Source organism: Coriobacterium glomerans PW2, assembly GCF_000195315.1.
Taxonomy (GTDB): domain Bacteria; phylum Actinomycetota; class Coriobacteriia; order Coriobacteriales; family Coriobacteriaceae; genus Coriobacterium; species Coriobacterium glomerans.
In genome coordinates this window covers 1,423,622-1,439,768 of record NC_015389.1, presented here as the reverse complement: position 1 = coordinate 1,439,768, position 16,147 = coordinate 1,423,622, and the positions used below count along the sequence as shown (strand labels likewise).

Genomic DNA, 16,147 nt, shown 5'->3' with positions numbered 1-16,147 from the left:
CGGCTGATCGCCCGCCGATCAGCTCGCATCGAGATCGATGGTGGTGCCCTCGAGAACCTTGTTGACGGTTCGCACGGCGCACATCTTGCCGCACATCGTGCAGGTTCCCTCGGTCGCGGCCGGCGAGGCCTCGAAGCGGGCGCGAGCCGTCGCCGGATCGAGCGCAGCGGGCCACATGGCCTCCCAGTCGAGCTTGCGGCGGGCCTGCGCCATGCGCGCGTCGGCGTCGCGCGCGCCGGGCACGCCCTTGGCGATGTCGGCGGCGTGCGCGGCGATCCTGGTCGCGATGAGGCCGTCGAGCACGTCGTCGGCGTCGGGCAGGCACAGGTGCTCAGCGGGCGTCACGTAGCACAGGAAGTCCGCGCCCGCGCTCGCCGAGATCGCGCCGCCGATCGCCGCGGTGATGTGATCGTAGCCCACGCCGACATCGCACACGAGGGGCCCGAGCACGTAGAACGGAGCGTTGTGGCACAGCCGCTTCTGCATCTTGACCGTCGCTGCGATCTCGTCGATCGCCATGTGACCTGGGCCCTCGACCATGACCTGCACGCCGGCGTCCCACGCTCGGCGCGTGAGCTTGCCCAGCTCGATCATCTCGGCGGTCTCGGTCGCATCGTTGGCGTCATAGAGGCACCCCGGTCGGCACGAGTCCCCCAGCGAGATCGTGACATCGAACTCATGGCAGATCTCGAGCACCTCATCGAAGCGCTCGTAGAACGGGTTCTCCGCTCCGGTCACCTCCATCCAGCCGAACAGCAGGCTGCCCCCGCGCGAGACGATGTTCATGAGCCGGCCCGTCTGCTTGAACGTCTCGACGACGCGCCGGTTGATGCCCGCATGGATCGTCAGGAAGTCGACGCCGTCCTCGGCGTGGGTGCGCACGACGCGCAGGAGGTCATCGCCGGTGAGCTCGACGAGCGGCTTCTCGAGGTAGCCGATCGCGTCATACATCGGCACGGTGCCCACCATGAGCGGGGTCTTCGCGATGAGGTCGCGTCTGAACGCCTGGGTCTTGCCGGCGTTGGAGAGATCCATGATGGCATCGGCGCCGTTGTCCTGCGCGATGCCGACCTTGCGCCACTCTTCGGCGGCGTCGGCGCGGTCCCCGGAGATCCCGAGGTTCACGTTGACCTTCGTCGAGAGGCCCTCGCCGACGCCTACGGGCGCGAGCCCCTTCGCGAGATGGACGACATTGGCGGGTATGGCGATGCGTCCGTCGGCGACGCGCTCGCGGATGAACTCGACGTCGCGTTGCTCGCGCTCCGCGACCGCGCGCATGGCGGCCGTGATGCGACCAGCGCGCGCGAACTCCATCTGCGTGACGGGAGCGCTCGGGCTCTGAGGCTCGCTCTTCGATTTCGGTTCGCAACCTCTTGGTGTGCGGCGTCCGTGTTCGCTGTCACTGATGTTCATATCTTTTCCCTTCGTTGGCATTACCCATATCAGGTTTTTCGGGTCGGAGCGAGCGCGCTCCCTCTCAGCCTGCCGTCTGCGCAAGCTCCCCGTGATCTGCGATCGCGCCTGGCGGCGCGATCCCGTCGCGTCGATGCGATCCGCTCGATTATACGCTCAAACGAGCGCCCGTCTCGCAACGGGCGAAACGGGCGCAAAGGCTTCGTGTGTCGATCGTACGTGCCAGCCGATCGCGGCTACAGCGTGAGGTCGGGGTAGTGGCATCTCACGACATGGCCCGGCTCCACGATTGTGTCCGGTGGAACCTCCCTGGCGCACTTCTCGGTCGCATGCGGGCATCGCGTGCGAAACGGACACCCCGAGGGGAGCGTGGTAGAGGTGGGGATATCGCCTTCAAGCAGCACATGGTGCTTCTTGATCTCCGGATCGGGCACAGGCACCGCGGAGAGCAGCGCCTGCGTATAGGGATGACGCGGATTGCGGTAGAGATCCTCGTTCGGCGCGACCTCCATGATCGAGCCCAGGTACATGACGGCGATGCGGTCGGATATCATCTCGACGACGGCGAGATCATGCGATATGAACAGATAGGTGAGGTTGAACTTCTCCTGCAGATCACGCAGGAGATTCAGGACCTGCGCCTGGATCGAGACGTCGAGCGCCGAGACCGGCTCATCGGCGATGATGAGCTTCGGCTGCACGGACAGGGCGCGCGCGATGCCGATGCGCTGCCGCTGGCCTCCGGAGAACTCATGGGGATAGCGCTCGCCATGGGCCGCAGAAAGCCCGACGACATCGAGCAGCTCCTGGGCGCGCCGCAGACGCTCCCCGGTGGAGAGCGAGGTGTGAACGAGGAGGGGCTCGCTGATGATGTCCTGCACCTTCATGCGGGGATTGAGCGAGCCGTAGGGATCTTGGAACACGACCTGCATGTCCGATCTCAGCGGACGCATCTGCTTGTCAGACAGCTTTGAGATCTCACGGCCATCGAACCATATCTCACCCTCATCGGGTTTGATCAGGTGGTCGAGAAGTCGGCTTGTCGTGGACTTGCCGCAACCGGATTCCCCTACGATGGCGAAGGTCTCACCGGCAGCGATGTCGAAGGAGACGTCGTTCACGGCATGGACGAACTTCGTCGGCTTGCCGAAGAACGACTTGCTGACCGGGAAGCGCTTCGTGAGGTTCTTGATCGAGACGAGGGTATCAGGCATGGGCCAGCACCTCCTTCCGCTCGTTTTCGCTCAGAAGGCAGCTCGACAGGTGATCGGGCGCGACCGGATGCAGGGTCGCCTCGTGCGTGCGGCACCGCTCCTGAGCGAAGGAGCAACGCGGTGCGAAGCGGCAGCCCGAGGGCATGGCGGCGAGATCGGGCACGCTGCCCGGGATCGAAGGAAGCCGTTTCACGCGGCTGCCGAGCCTGGGCACCGAGGCGATAAGGCCCTTGGTGTAGGGATGGTCAGGATGCGCGAACAGCTCTCGCGTCGAGGTCTGCTCGACGATGCCACCGGCGTACATGACGATGACGCGGCTGCAGGTCTCGGCGACGACGCCCAAGTCGTGCGTGATGAGCAGGATGGCGGTGTTGCGCTCGCGGCGGATCTGCTCCATGAGAGCCAGGATCTGCGCTTGGATCGTCACATCCAGGGCCGTGGTCGGCTCGTCGGCGATCAGGATCTTGGGCTCGCATGACATCGCCATCGCGATCATGACGCGTTGGCACATGCCTCCGGACAGCTCGTGCGGGTAGCTTCTGAGCGTCATCTTGGGCTCGGGGATGCCGACGGAGGCGAGCACGCGGAGGCAGCGCTCGTGGACCTCCCTTTTCGACAGATCGTTGTGCAGCGTGATGGCCTCTGCGAGCTGGTCCTCGACGCGCATGATCGGATCGAGCGAGTTCATGGGCTCTTGGAAGATCATCGCGATGTCGTTGCCGCGGATGGAGCGCATCCTTTTTTCCGAGAGCTTCAGCAGATCGTCGCCACCGAACATGACCTCACCTGAGATCCTGCTCGTCTGGCGGGGGAGCAATCGCAAGACGGACAGCGACGAGACGGATTTGCCGCAGCCGGACTCGCCGACCAAACCGACGATCTCACCGGGATGCAGGTCGAACGATACGTCGCTCACCGCGGTGATCCACGTCTTGCGATCGCGCTTGAATTCGGTCGTGAGGCCTCGGACCTCCAACAGGGGTGCTGACATGAAGACCACCGTTCAGTTTAACTTGGGATCGAGCGTGTCGCGCAGACCGTCGCCAAACAGGTTGAACGCGAGCACGGTAAGAAAGATGACCAGACCGGGGAAGAGCACGAGATGCGGCGCGGTCGCGATATAGCTGCGTCCCTGCGAGAGAATCGCGCCCCACTCGGGTTCGGTGACATTCGCGCCCAGACCGAGAAACGAAAGGCTTGACGCCGTCAGAATGGCACCGCCCACGTTCATGGAGAAATTGACGATCAGGGCCTGCATCGTACCGGGGAAGATATGAACGAACATCGTCCTGGCCGTTGAGCAGCCGACCGATTTCGCGACCTCGACATACAGCTCTCCGCGCACCTCGAGCACGGCTCCCCGGATGATGCGCGCGAACGTGGGAACGGTGAACACCGCGACGCCGATCATGATGTTTTTGATGCCCGGTCCGATGATGGCGACGATCGCCATGGCGAGCAGCATACCCGGGAACGCGAACATGATGTCGCAGACGCGCATGATGATCGCGTCGACGATTCCGCCGAGAAACCCTGCGAGCAAGCCGAGCACCACGCCGACCACGGTTCCGAGCACCGAGGCGGTGACGGCCGTGCCGATGGAGAGCTGCGTGCCCGCGAGGATTCGACTGAACACGTCCCGTCCGAACTCATCGCAGCCCCAGATATGCGTCGCGCTCGGACCGGAGTACAGGGCCGCGTAATCGTAGGCTCCCGGGTCATACGGGGTGATCTGCGGGCCGATGACGGCGATCACCAAGACGAACACGATGAAGAAGAAGCCTGCGACGGCGGTCTTGCGCCGCCAGAACTTCTTTATGAACTGCCTCCACGGGCTCACGGCGCGCGGCAGCTCCTCGCCCGCCGCGAATGCGCCCTCAGCGTTCTTCGTGGTTGTATCTGCCATGATCTGCCTTTCCTAGTCGTAGCGCACGCGCGGGTTGATGATGCCGTACAAGACATCGGCGATCAGGTTGACGACCATGTATTCCAATGAGAAGAACAAGATGAGCGTCTGGATCACCTGGTAGTCGCGGTAGCCGATCGAAGCCACGAGCAACCTGCCCAGTCCGGGAATCGAAAACACGGTCTCGACGACGACGGAGCCGGCGATCAGCGCGCCGATCTGCAACGCCGCCACCGTCACGACATCGATCGAAGAGTTCTTGAAGGCATGGCGCCAGATCACCTTCGATTCGCTCAGGCCTTTGGCGCGCGAGGTCCGGATGTAGTCGCGACCGAGGTTCTCGACCATCGAGGAGCGCGTGACGCGCGCGAGAATGGACATGATGCCGGCACCCATGGCGAGCGACGGCAGAATGTAACCCTGCCATGTGTCGACCCCGCCCGTGGGCAGCAGACCGAAGCCGACCGAGAAGATCTCCATGAGCTGAAGACCGAGCCAGAAGTTCGGTATGGAGATGCCGGCGATCGCGATGACCATGCCCACGATATCGAGCGAGCGTCCACGGTTGATAGCGGCGACGGCACCGATGATCACACCGAACAGCGCGGACCACGTGATAGAGCAGATCGTCAGATACATCGTGATGGGCAGTCGGGGAGCCAGCAGGGACCCCACCGTCTCCTTGTTCGAGAAGGATATCCCGAAGTCACCATGGAACAGTCCCGTGACCCAGTCGATGTACTGCGTGAGCAACGGCTTGTTGAGGCCGAGCTGCTCGCGTATCTGCTCGACCTCACCGAGGCGCGCCTGCGGCCCGGCGACCATGCGCGCGGGATCGCCCGGGATGAGGTGGATGAACATGAAGACGAGAACGGAGATGATGAACAGAAGCGGAATCATGTTCAGTATCCGCTTGACGAGATATTTCCCCATATGCTGCCTTTCCGTGCGATGCAACGCGCATGCCAGCCGTCAGATAATCGGCTGGCATGCGATTAGGCTCAATTGCGCGAATGCGGGTCGCTGCGCGCCTCGCTACACCGATAGCTTCTCGTTGATGATATCAAGACCCTGAGGCGGGTTGGTCACATTGGAGAGGCAGGAGTTGTACGCGATCAGCGAGTTATCGCTGGCGAGGTAGATCCAGGGGCACTCATCCCAGGCGATGTCCTGGCACGCGCCGTAGTGCTTGTTCTGCTCTTCGAGAGTCGGCGCGGCGTTGCCGGCCTCGAGCTCGGCGTTGAATTTGTCGTTCTTCCAAAACGCCGTGTTGTACCCGGTCGGCGGTACCATGGCCTCGGAGAGCAGGGAGCGCATGAAGCCGTCGGCATCGGTCTGCGACCAGTTGACATACCAGGTCTGGAGCTTCGTCTCGCTCTCGGACGCCTCTGCGAGCACGCCGTTTGTCGCCGCGTCTCCGGGTTTCACATCGACTTTGACATTGATCTTGGCAAGCTGCTGCATGACGAACGTCATGCCCTTCGTCTCCTGCGAGGAGTTGTCACCGATCATCTCTATGCTGAAACCATCTTCCAGGCCCGCTTCTTTGAGCAGGCTCTTCGCTTTTTCGATGTCGTAGTCGAAGGGCTTTTGCTCCTTGTATCCCGGAACGGTGGCGGGCAGGACCGAGGTCGCCGGCGTCGCGGCGCCAGCGTACATGACGTCGACGTAATCCTGCTGATTGAGGGCGTAGTTGAGCGCTTGGCGGACACGGACGTCATCAAGCGGTTTGACGTCGTTGTTGAGTGTCACGTAGCGCATGGTCGTGGAGGGGATGGAAAGCAGGTTGATGTTGCCGGCGCTGCGGATCGTCGCCACCTGATCGGCTGGTACGGGATAGGCGACCTGGACCTCGCCGGTCTGCAGCATCGCGATGCGCGAGCCGGCTTCGGGGACCTCGCGGAAGGTGACCGAGTCGATCTTGGGCGCCTTGCCCCAGTAGTCATCGTTGCGCACCAGGGTGGTGTGGTCGCCCTGCGAGTACTCCTTGAGTTTGAACGGTCCGGAGCCGGCGGACTCCTTCATGTAGTCATGGGAGGAATCGGTGACCACCTTGCCGCTGATGATGAAGAACTGGGCCATCGAGTTCAAAAATGGCGCGAAGGGCTTGGCGAGATGGAACACGACGGTGCTCTCATCGGGTGCCTCGGCGCTGTTGACGCGGGTGACCTCGGTGTTCTCATCGATGGTCTCGATAAAGGTGCGGCGGCGCCGCCAGTTGTTCTTCTTATCGATGGCCTGCTGGTAGTTCGTGAGCACGACGGAGGAGTCGAACGCGGATCCATCGGTGAATGTGACGTCGTCACGCAGATGGAACGTATATGTGAGAGCATCGTCGGAAATCTCCCAGCTCTTGGCGAGGCGGGGAACGAACTTCATGTCCTTGTCGTAGGCGAGAAGCGAATCGTAGATGTAGAGCACGACGTTGCCCGAGGTGCCGTCCGACCAGTTCATCGGATGCAGCTCCTTGACCGGAGTCTCCACCGCGATGGTCGCGTCGTTGGACTTCGCCTTGCTATCCGTCTTGGTCGCGCGCACGACGAAGCCGTCCTTGTCGGCCTTGAGAAGATCGCTCGATGAGGAGCCACCCGCAGATCCGCTGCCCTTCGCATCTTTCGATGCGCCCTTGCAGCCCGCGAGACCCAGCCCGGCTGCGACAGCCGTCGTCGCGATGCCGGCGGCGAGAAAGCCTCTGCGTGTGATATTCAGATTCGCGGCCCGCTGTTCCGATGGGGTTGTCTTTCCTGTGCTCATCGATCGTTCCTTTCCTCGTGGTTCAGTGCTCTGATCACTGCCGTGCGATCAACTGGGGCACGTCAGACAGACTCGCATTGACACCGATGCTTCAGCAGATGGCGCATCCGCGCCCGATCGAGCATCCGATGGCTGCGAGAAGACTGTCAATCATTCACGCGTGTACCCATTTGCTAACGAGCGTAGCACACTCTATGCTACCCTCGTTAGCAAATAGGCGAACAGTCGCGATGGGCCCTCCGACGTATCGGCGCGCTCCAGCCAGAGAGAAAGGACCGCCATGTACCGCTTCGATCGCGAACGCTACGATGAGCGGATGAAGTGGTTCGTGAATGATCGCTTCGGCATGTTCATCCATTTCGGGCTCTATGCGATTCCCGCCCGCGGCGAGTGGGTCATGAGCATCGAGGAGATGGATGAGACTGCCTACGCTCGCTACTTCGACCAGTTCGATCCGACCGCTTTCGACGCGCGCGCCTGGGCTCGCTCGGCGCGCTCCGCCGGCGTGCGCTACGCTGTGCTGACGGCGAAGCATCATGACGGCTTCTGCCTCTATGACACGGCGACGACCGATTTCAAATCGACGTGCACGCATCTCGGCCGCGATATCGTGGCCGAGTTCCTCGAGGCGTTTCGCGCGGAGGGCATCCGCGTCGGGCTCTACTACTCGCTCATCGACTGGCATCATCCGGATTTTCCGCAATTCGGCGACAGGCAGGCTCCGCTCCGCCGCGATTCCCTGCGGGGCGCGAACACGCACCGCGTCTTCAGCCGCTATCTCGATTTCATGCACGAGCAGGTGCGCGAGCTGTGCGAGAACTACGGTGCGCTCGATCTTCTGTGGTTCGATTTCTCCTATGATGAGCTGCGAGGGGAGGCGTGGCGCGCCACCGATCTCATGAACATGGTGCGCTCATTGCAGCCCGGAGTGATCGTGAACAACCGTCTGGAGGTCAGCGGTGAGGGGTTGGGATCGCTTGCCGCCTGCGCGCCGACCGCCTACCATGGAGACTTTGTGACACCCGAGCAGATCATTCCGCCCCGGGGTCTGGTTGACGCCCACGGTGATCCGCTCGTCTGGGAGGCCTGTCTCACCCTGAACGACAACTGGGGATACTGCGCGACCGATTTGAACTACAAATCCGCCTCCCTCATCATACACAAGCTCGTCGAATGCGTATCGAAGGGTGGCAACATGATCGTGAATGTCGGCCCGGATGCCACCGGACGCTTTCCGGAGCCCTCGATGCGCATTCTGGAGACCGTGGGCTCCTGGTTGGCGCGCAACGGGGAAAGCGTCTACGGATGCGGCCCGTCTCAGGGGGGGCCGATCGAACCGGAGCGGCCCGAATGGGGGCGGATCACGCGCGACGGCGACACGTATTTCGCGCATCTGTACGAAAGCGCGCTCGGGCCGGTACCGCTGCTCGGCTTCCCGCCGGACCGCATCGCCGCGATGCGCCGTGTCGCAGACGGCTCGGAGGTGAGACAGTCTGAGAGCTGGACTCACAGCGATTACCCCGATATCGCTTTTGCCGATCTCGGACCTCTCGCCGAGCTGCCCGACTCGATCGATACGGTGATCGGTGTCAATGTGGTATAACATCACTCAAGGAAAGGCAGGTGCAGGTCCCCGATCTCTGCACTGCCTTTCCTGTGTCTTTCAGCCGGTGCACAAGCCATCCGATCTGCTCGAGCCCATAGAGGCGACAGATGGAACACAGACGATAGGAGCGCGGCAGCCATGTTCTCTCAGGCATTGACCGATTACACGCGAGCGCGGCTTGCGAGGCGAGCCGATCTTCTCGAGCCGCTCAGCGAGCAGATCGAGCACGAACTTGCCAGCCAGCAGCAAGACGTCGCGGAGCTTCTTCGCTACCTGTATGCGACGCTGCCGATAAGCGATGTGTTCGATGCAGCCCCAGGATTGCTCGCGTCCTTCGCCTCCCACGCCGTCATGCTTCGGCGTGAGATGCCTTGGGCGGCCGAGGCCTCGGAGCGGATCTTCGTGCATGATATCGCCTGCCCTCGCATCAACAACGAGCCCCTGACCGATTGCCGAGACGTCTTCTGGCGCGCGCTCAGAGATCGCGTCGCGGGAAAGACGGACGTCGAAGCCGTGATCGAGGTGAATTACTGGTGCGCAGAACGCGTCACCTACCAGCAGTCCGACGGTCGCACGCTCGATCCGCTGGCCTTGCTGGGATGCGGAAGGGGCCGCTGCGGGGAGGAATCGACGTTTCTCGTGAGCGCGCTGCGCAGCGTCGGGATCCCCGCGCGTCAGATCTATACGCCCTGCTGGGCGCACTGCGATGACAACCACGCATGGGTCGAGGTACACGTGGACGGCCGCTGGCGCTATCTGGGCGCTTGCGAGCCCGAGGAGGTGCTCGACCGCGGCTGGTTCACGGCGGCCTCCGGGCGCGCCATGATGGTGCGGACGGTGCTGTACTCCGATTTCATGTGCGATCTCACCTGCGATCGCGCCAGGCTCGCGCGCGACGGCAGCACGGTCATCGAGAACATCACATCGTTCTACGCGCCGACGACGGTGCTGAACGTGCAGGTGCGTCGCGCTGACGGCAGCCCGGCCCGGCACGTCCAGATCGATCTGAGCTATCTGAACGCAGCCGCCTGGCGCGAGATCGGCCACGTGATCACCGACGCGAAGGGCTCGGCCTCGATCGAGATCGGCATGGGAACGCTGCGCCTGCTGGCCAGCGATGAGACGAGCATGGCAGAGACCCTTGTGAGCACATCTGAGACCGACCGGGTCGAACTCGTGCTCGCTGCCGCTCCCTGCGCGGCATCCGAGCCGGTCCAGCGCGCCTGGTGCGACCTGGACGTCCGCGCACCCCTCGACCATCCGGCGCCCTCAAGCCAGCCCGCTCCCGAGCTGCTCGGCATCGGAAGGGCGCGCAGAGCTCGCGCCGACGAGCATCGACGCGAGCGCCTGGATGCGCTCGGCGCGCGCTCGGCGCGCTCGGCGGCTCGCGTGATCGAGCGCTATCGGTCCGCGGGCGCGCTGGCCGGCGACGATACGTGGGAGGCGCGGATAGGGGAGTGGTTCGGCGACGCGTTCGGCAACGCCTCGGAGATCGAGCGCTTTCTGCTGCGCGATATCGAGCGGGACCGACTTGAGCTGCTCTCGACGCTGTCGAAGAAGGACTGCTGCGACGCGACCGCAGCGATTCTGGAGGCCCATCTGCGCCATGCGCGGTCGCTCAGGCAGGCGAGCTTGGAGCGCATCGAGCGCCAGGGAGCTGATCCAGAGCTCGCCCGCAGCCTCTTCCGCTCCTTCGTTTTGTGTCCCCGCGTGCACACCGAGCAGCTCAGCTCGGCCTCAGAAGCCATCGTCGCAGCTTTTGGCGACAAGGAGCGCGAGATGATGATCGAGCGCCCCGCGAGCATCTGGGAGCGCATCGAGCGCGAGATCGGATTCGCGCGCGATGAGCATCGCTTCGAGCTGGTCGCCTCGCCTGCCGCCGCGCTTCGCTCCGGTCAGGCTGCACCGCAGACCAGACGCACCCTGTTCGTATGCATCGCTCGGGCTCTCGGGATCCCCGCCAGATTGAACCCGCTCGACCTCACGGCGCAGTACTGGGATCACGGGTCGTTCAAGGAGGCGAGCGCAGTGGAGGAGCCGGATGGAAGCTGTCTCGAGCTCGCTTTTCCGCAAGAGGGGATCGTCTACGGCAGGGATTGGAGCCTGGCTCGGCTCATCCAGTCGGCCGGCACGGGTGATGCGCGGATGCGCCTGAAGTTCGATATGCTCGATCTGCGAGCCGAGCAGCTTCCGGCCGCTCTGCGCGAGATGCGCCTTCCGCGCGGTTGCTATCGGCTCACCTCCACGGTTCGGGTGCCGGCAGGCGACCAGCAGGTCTCAGAGCTCGACTTCGAGCTGGGTGATCCGGCGAGCGTAGCGGTGCGCCTCAGGGTGCGCGAGCCCGAGGCGCGCGACATGCTCACGCGGATCCCTCTCGAAGACTTCACACTCGAATCCGAGGATGGAGGCGACCTGAGCGTCGCGGTCCAAGCGCAGGGACACTGCGCGCTCGTCTGCTTTCTAAGGCTGCGCGAGGAGCCCACCGAGCACCTGCTCAACGAGCTTCGCGAGCAAGCTGAGCAGCTCGAGTCGTCAGAGCTGTCGATCCTGCTGGTTGTACCTGCGGCGGCGCAGCTTTCCGATCCCACCTTGTCGCGAACTCGCTCGGCGCTGCCCGAGGCGCATCTGTGCCGGCAGGACTTCTCCGAGCTTCCCGAGCGACTCGCGCGTCGCATGTTCGCCGAGCCCGGCAAGCTTCCCCTGGCGCTGCTCGTTCAGACCGAGCGGGGAGGCCTGATCGGACGCTACGCGCAGGCGGGCTACAACGTCGGGACGGTGAATCTCGTGCTCCGGCTTGCGGCGCTCGCGAATCTCACGGTGTCCTCTCAGGGGGAGAGCGGAGCCTGACGCGAAGCGTTGCGTCAACCGCTTGCCGAAACTTTAACGGCAGACGGTATCTGGTCAACCGTGAACGGTCAATATCTCAATGATGCCTTGCGTGCCCTCCTGCATGGGCATATAACGATGGAAATCAGTTTGGAAACGTTTCCAAACAGGCGTCCATTCCTAAGGAGGAATTCGCTATGATGGAGAGAAGGCAGTTCATCAAAGTCGGGCTAGGGTCGGTGGCGGGCGTGACGATGCTGGCCGCAACGGGGTGCAAGGGCGCTTCCGCAGGCGGATCCGGATCGACGTCGGGTGCCTCCGAGGACGCGAAGGGCAAGGTCTACTTCCAGAGCTTCAAGCCCGAGCAGGACAAGCAGTGGAACGCGCTCGCGAAGATCTTCACGAAGGAGACCGGCATCCCCATGACCGTCAAGACGGCGGCTCAGGGCCAGTATGAGACCGAGCTCAAGTCGAACATGGCCAAGAAGGAGCCGCCGACGCTGTTCCAGGTCAACGGACCGGTGGGTCTGGCCTCCTGGAAGGACTACTGCTACGATCTCGATGGCGCCGACATCATGAACGAGCTGGCGTACGACAACTTCAAACTCGTCGGCGACGACGGCAAGGTCAAGGGCGTCGCCTACGTCATCGAGACCTACGGCATCATCTGCAACACGAGCCTGTTGAAGAAGGCCGGCCACAAGATCGAGGACATCACCGACTTCGCCTCCCTCAAGAAGATCGCCCAAGATATCACGAAACGCAAAGACGAGCTCGGTTTCTCCGCGTTCGGTTCGGCGGGCCTGGACAACAGCTCCTACTGGCGCTACACCACTCACCTGGCGAACCTGCCCATCTACTATGAGTACAAGGCGGACAACATCAAGACCACCGATGCGATCAAGGGGACCTATCTGCCGAACTATCGCGATATCTTTGATCTCTACATCAACAACGAGACCGCAGACCCCTCACAGCTGTCGACCAAGACCGCAGATGACGCGACCGCCGAGTTCGTGACCGGCAAGTGCGTGTTCTATCAGAACGGCACCTGGGAGTACGCCAACATCAAGGATGTCGGCGATGACAATCTGGGGATCCTGCCGATCTACATCGGCGTCGCCGGTGAGCAGAACCAGGGTCTGTGCACCGGGTCGGAGAACTACTGGTGCGTGAACAAGAACGTCTCCGAAGATGATATCGCCGCGACGCTCAAATTCATGAACTGGTGCGTCACCTCCAAGGCCGGTGTGGAAGCGATGTGCGGCACCGACAAGGCCATCGGGGATCTCGATGGCATGGGCTTCGTGATCCCGTTCAAGAAGAACAAGAAATCGACGAACCCGCTGACGCTGCTGTCCGACAAGTATCTGGCAGATGGCAAGACACCCGTGGACTGGCTGTTCAGCACGATCCCGAGCGAGAACTGGAAGACGGCTCTGCAGTCGGCACTCACGAGCTACGCGGCCGATCAGTCCGACTCGACTTGGGACGGGGTCAAGAAGGCGTTCGTCGACGGGTGGGCCACCGAGGCCAAGGCGTCGAAGAAGAACGCCTGATATCAGCTCTGATCCCTGCGGGGTCAGGACTCGGTCGAGAACGGTCTCATATGCAGCGGGCAACTCGCGCGCCTGCCCGCTGCTTTTTTGCGCGCAAAGGAGGTTGACATCATGGAGAAGGCGATTCGGCGCTATCTGCCGATCTTCGTCGTGCCCACGTTCGCGGCGTTCGTCATCGGATTCATCGTTCCGTTTGCCATGGGCATCTGGCTATCGCTGTGCAACTTCACCACGGTGACCGACGCGACGTTCACCGGGTTGGAGAACTACGCTCTCGCGCTTCAGGATACGATCTTTCAGCACGCGTTCTGGTTCACTGCGCTGTTCACCGTCGTCTCGCTCGTGGTCATCAATCTCATCGCCTTCGCCCTGGCGCTCGGACTCACCAAACGGCTGCGGGGCACGAACGTGTTCCGTACGATCTTCTTCATGCCCAATCTGATCGGCGGCATCGTGCTCGGCTACATCTGGCAGCTCATCTTCAACGGCATCCTGGCCGGCTACAGCCAGGCGCTCGCGCTCAACCAGTGGTACGGTTTCGTCGGCCTCGTGATACTGGTCTCCTGGCAGCAGATCGGCTACATGATGATCATCTACATCGCCGGTCTGCAGGCGATTCCGACCGATGTCATGGAGGCCGCCCAGGTCGACGGGGCGAGCAGCTGGCGACGACTGCGCGGCGTGATCATCCCCATGATGATGCCCGCGATCACGATCTGCACGTTTCTGTCGGTCACCAACGGCTTCAAGCTGTTCGATCAGAACCTGTCGCTCACGGCCGGCGCGCCCGCAAAGCTCTCCGAGATGCTCGCGCTCAACATCTACAACACGTTCTACGGGCGAACGGGCTGGGAGGGGGTTGGTCAGGCGAAGGCGGTCATCTTCTTCATACTCGTTGTCGCCATCGGGCTCATCCAGCTTCGGGCCACGCGCTCCAAGGAGGTGCAGCAGTAGATGAAGAGCAGAAATCGCCTGAGCTGGCTGGGCACGGTGGCTCTCACAGCTCTGAGCATCGCCTGGGTCGCGCCGATCCTGATCGTTGTCGCCAACTCGTTCAAAAAGGGCACCTTCATCAGCCTCGAGCCGTTCAAGCTGCCCGACGCGAAGACGTTCGCCGAGTTTCTGAACTTTCGCAACGCGATCGACGAGTACGGTTTTCTGGATTCGGTCTGGTGGACGGTGTTCATCACCGTGGGATCGGTTGCGGTCATCCTGCTGTGCACCTCGATGTGCGCCTGGTTCATCACCCGGGTGAGAAATCGCTTCACCAAAACCGTCTACGTGCTGTGCGTGTTCTCCATGGTCGTGCCGTTCCAGATGGTTATGTTCACCCTCTCCTACCTGTGCAACCACCTGGGCCTCGACACACCTTGGGGAATCATCATCGTCTATCTGGGCTTCGGGGCGGGTCTCGCCGTCTTCATGTTCTGCGGATTCGTGAAGTCCATCCCCATCGAGATCGAGGAGGCCGCCCTGATCGACGGGTGCTCGCCTCTGCGCACGTTCTTCTCGGTGGTGCTGCCCATCATGAAGCCGACCTACATCTCTGTTGGCATCCTCGAGACGATGTGGATCTGGAACGACTTCCTGTTGCCCTACCTGGTGCTCGACACCAACAAGTACAAGACGATCTCGATCGTCATCCAGTTCATGAAGGGCTCCTACGGTCGGGTCGACATGGGATCGATCATGGCGGCTCTGGTCATGGCGGTCATTCCCGTGGTCATCTTCTACCTGGCATGTCAGAAGCACATCATCAAAGGCGTCGCCGCCGGAGCGGTCAAGGGATAGGCCATGGACATTCGAGACATCGCCCGTCTGTCAGGGTACAGCCTGGGCACGGTATCACGTGTGCTCAACGGGCGCGAGAACGTGAGCGAGCGGGCGCGCGCGCGTGTGCTCGAGGTCGTGGAGGCCCATGGGTACGAGCCCAACGAGAACGCCAGGTTCCTGAAGATGCAGGAGGCCACCTCGGTGGTCGTATTCGTGAAGGGCACGCGCAACATGCTGTTTGCCGACATATTGGAGCGCATCATGTCGCAGCTCGCTGAAACCGGGGAGCAGGCCTGCGTCAGCTATCTCGATGAGGACGCTGACGAGGTGCGCTCCGCTCTACGCTTTCAGCAGATACGCCATCCCAAGGGCATGATCTTTCTGGGTGGCGATCCCGCCTTCTTCGAGAGGAGCTTCGCGCGTATCGAGGTGCCCTGCGTTCTCATCACGAATACGGTATCTGATCTCGGGTTTCGCAATCTCTCGAGCTTCTCGACGGACGACACGGCCGCTGCAAGGGAGATCGTGGGGTGGCTCGGCGCATGCGGTCACGAGCGCATCGGCATCATCGGTGGATCCCTGACGCCCGGCCAGATCAGCTATCGGCGTCTGATGGGTGCTCAAAACGCGCTGGATTGCGCAGGTATCGACTTGGACTTCGAGCGCGACTACGAGCCGTGCCGCTACTCGATGGAGGCGGGCTACGAGGCGATCGTGCGCCTCCTTGCTCGCTCGCCCGACATCACAGCCGTCTTCGCGCTCGGAGACGTCATCGCGCTCGGCGCGGCGCGCGCGGTCTTCGACATGGGCAGGCGCATCCCCGAGGATCTGTCGCTGGCGGGCTTCGATGGCATAGCGTCATCTCAGTTCTCGGTGCCGCGCCTCACGACGATCTGCCAGGACAGCGCTCAGCTCGCATCGCGCGGTGTCGTCGCGCTGCTGCGCGCCATGGCCGCTGAGGTGGAGCCGGTCCATGAGGTCGTCCCGTTCAAGCTCTACAAGCGCGAGAGCGTGCGCCCCCTCTCATGAGGTGCGCTCATCCCAGCGGGAACGCCGGTGCCAGGACCGGAAACCCGCTCACCGATCCAAAGGAGGG

General features: G+C 62.6%; 11 protein-coding genes, 1 pseudogene and 1 riboswitch. Of the genes and pseudogenes, 6 read left to right on the top strand and 6 right to left on the bottom strand.

Translation table 11 applies throughout. The features are described 5' to 3' along the window. Positions 1 to 18 precede the first annotated feature (18 nt). From thiC to CORGL_RS06240, 6 genes are all read right to left on the bottom strand, one after another. Positions 19 to 1,413 (bottom strand): phosphomethylpyrimidine synthase ThiC, encoded by a 1,395-nt coding sequence (thiC, locus tag CORGL_RS06265; RefSeq protein WP_013709070.1) that lies wholly within the window; start codon positions 1,411 to 1,413, stop codon positions 19 to 21. Next, a riboswitch (TPP riboswitch) is annotated at positions 1,401 to 1,515 on the bottom strand. (Overlaps the previous gene by 13 nt.) A 134-nt stretch (positions 1,516 to 1,649) precedes the next feature. Then, entirely contained in the window at positions 1,650 to 2,627 is a 978-nt protein-coding gene (locus CORGL_RS06260) for an ABC transporter ATP-binding protein (protein ID WP_013709069.1), read from the bottom strand. After that, a complete protein-coding gene (locus CORGL_RS06255; RefSeq protein WP_013709068.1) occupies positions 2,620 to 3,618 on the bottom strand; it encodes an ABC transporter ATP-binding protein in 999 nt (332 codons plus the stop codon). Before CORGL_RS06255 ends, CORGL_RS06260 begins: the two co-directional genes overlap by 8 nt. A gap of 12 nt (positions 3,619 to 3,630) precedes the next feature. After that, the gene (locus CORGL_RS06250) at positions 3,631 to 4,533 is read right to left on the bottom strand and encodes an ABC transporter permease (RefSeq protein ID WP_013709067.1); all 903 of its coding nucleotides are present in this window, start codon (positions 4,531 to 4,533) and stop codon (positions 3,631 to 3,633) included. Between the two features lie 12 nt (positions 4,534 to 4,545). Continuing rightward, entirely contained in the window at positions 4,546 to 5,466 is a 921-nt protein-coding gene (locus CORGL_RS06245; RefSeq protein WP_013709066.1) for an ABC transporter permease, read from the bottom strand. A gap of 102 nt (positions 5,467 to 5,568) precedes the next feature. Then, entirely contained in the window at positions 5,569 to 7,287 is a 1,719-nt protein-coding gene (locus CORGL_RS06240; protein WP_013709065.1) for an ABC transporter substrate-binding protein, read from the bottom strand. Positions 7,288 to 7,555: 268 nt separating this feature from the next. On the opposite strand from CORGL_RS06240, the pseudogene CORGL_RS06235 reads away from it, so the two are divergent. From CORGL_RS06235 to CORGL_RS06210, 6 genes and pseudogenes are all read left to right on the top strand, one after another. Then, positions 7,556 to 8,890, top strand: a pseudogene (locus CORGL_RS06235) (alpha-L-fucosidase); the annotation flags it as partial. Between the two features lie 141 nt (positions 8,891 to 9,031). Continuing rightward, complete coding sequence (locus tag CORGL_RS06230; protein WP_013709063.1) at positions 9,032 to 11,740, top strand: transglutaminase domain-containing protein; 2,709 nt, start codon at positions 9,032 to 9,034, stop codon at positions 11,738 to 11,740. A 176-nt stretch (positions 11,741 to 11,916) separates the two neighbouring features. Next, positions 11,917 to 13,278 carry an ABC transporter substrate-binding protein gene (locus tag CORGL_RS06225; protein WP_013709062.1) on the top strand — a complete coding sequence of 454 codons (1,362 nt, stop codon included), beginning with the start codon at positions 11,917 to 11,919 and terminating at the stop codon, positions 13,276 to 13,278. Between the two features lie 111 nt (positions 13,279 to 13,389). Continuing rightward, positions 13,390 to 14,232, top strand: coding sequence for a carbohydrate ABC transporter permease (locus tag CORGL_RS06220; RefSeq protein WP_013709061.1), 843 nt, complete (start codon positions 13,390 to 13,392; stop codon positions 14,230 to 14,232). Continuing rightward, complete coding sequence (locus CORGL_RS06215; RefSeq protein ID WP_013709060.1) at positions 14,233 to 15,069, top strand: carbohydrate ABC transporter permease; 837 nt, start codon at positions 14,233 to 14,235, stop codon at positions 15,067 to 15,069. Between the two features lie 3 nt (positions 15,070 to 15,072). Further along, a complete protein-coding gene (locus CORGL_RS06210; protein ID WP_013709059.1) occupies positions 15,073 to 16,080 on the top strand; it encodes a LacI family DNA-binding transcriptional regulator in 1,008 nt (335 codons plus the stop codon). The last annotated feature ends 67 nt before the right edge of the window (positions 16,081 to 16,147 follow it).

Excerpts from the sequence above, each read along its gene's own strand:
- CORGL_RS06210 (WP_013709059.1), top strand. The coding sequence starts at position 15,073 with ATGGACATTCGAGACATCGCCCGTCTGTCAGGGTACAGCCTGGGCACG.
- CORGL_RS06220 (WP_013709061.1), top strand. The coding sequence starts at position 13,390 with ATGGAGAAGGCGATTCGGCGCTATCTGCCGATCTTCGTCGTGCCCACG.
- CORGL_RS06260 (WP_013709069.1), bottom strand. The coding sequence starts at position 2,627 with ATGCCTGATACCCTCGTCTCGATCAAGAACCTCACGAAGCGCTTCCCG.
- CORGL_RS06255 (WP_013709068.1), bottom strand. The coding sequence starts at position 3,618 with ATGTCAGCACCCCTGTTGGAGGTCCGAGGCCTCACGACCGAATTCAAG.
- CORGL_RS06250 (WP_013709067.1), bottom strand. The coding sequence starts at position 4,533 with ATGGCAGATACAACCACGAAGAACGCTGAGGGCGCATTCGCGGCGGGC.
- CORGL_RS06230 (WP_013709063.1), top strand. The coding sequence starts at position 9,032 with ATGTTCTCTCAGGCATTGACCGATTACACGCGAGCGCGGCTTGCGAGG.
- CORGL_RS06225 (WP_013709062.1), top strand. The coding sequence starts at position 11,917 with ATGATGGAGAGAAGGCAGTTCATCAAAGTCGGGCTAGGGTCGGTGGCG.
- thiC (WP_013709070.1), bottom strand. The coding sequence starts at position 1,413 with ATGAACATCAGTGACAGCGAACACGGACGCCGCACACCAAGAGGTTGC.
- CORGL_RS06245 (WP_013709066.1), bottom strand. The coding sequence starts at position 5,466 with ATGGGGAAATATCTCGTCAAGCGGATACTGAACATGATTCCGCTTCTG.
- CORGL_RS06240 (WP_013709065.1), bottom strand. The coding sequence starts at position 7,287 with ATGAGCACAGGAAAGACAACCCCATCGGAACAGCGGGCCGCGAATCTG.
- CORGL_RS06215 (WP_013709060.1), top strand. The coding sequence starts at position 14,233 with ATGAAGAGCAGAAATCGCCTGAGCTGGCTGGGCACGGTGGCTCTCACA.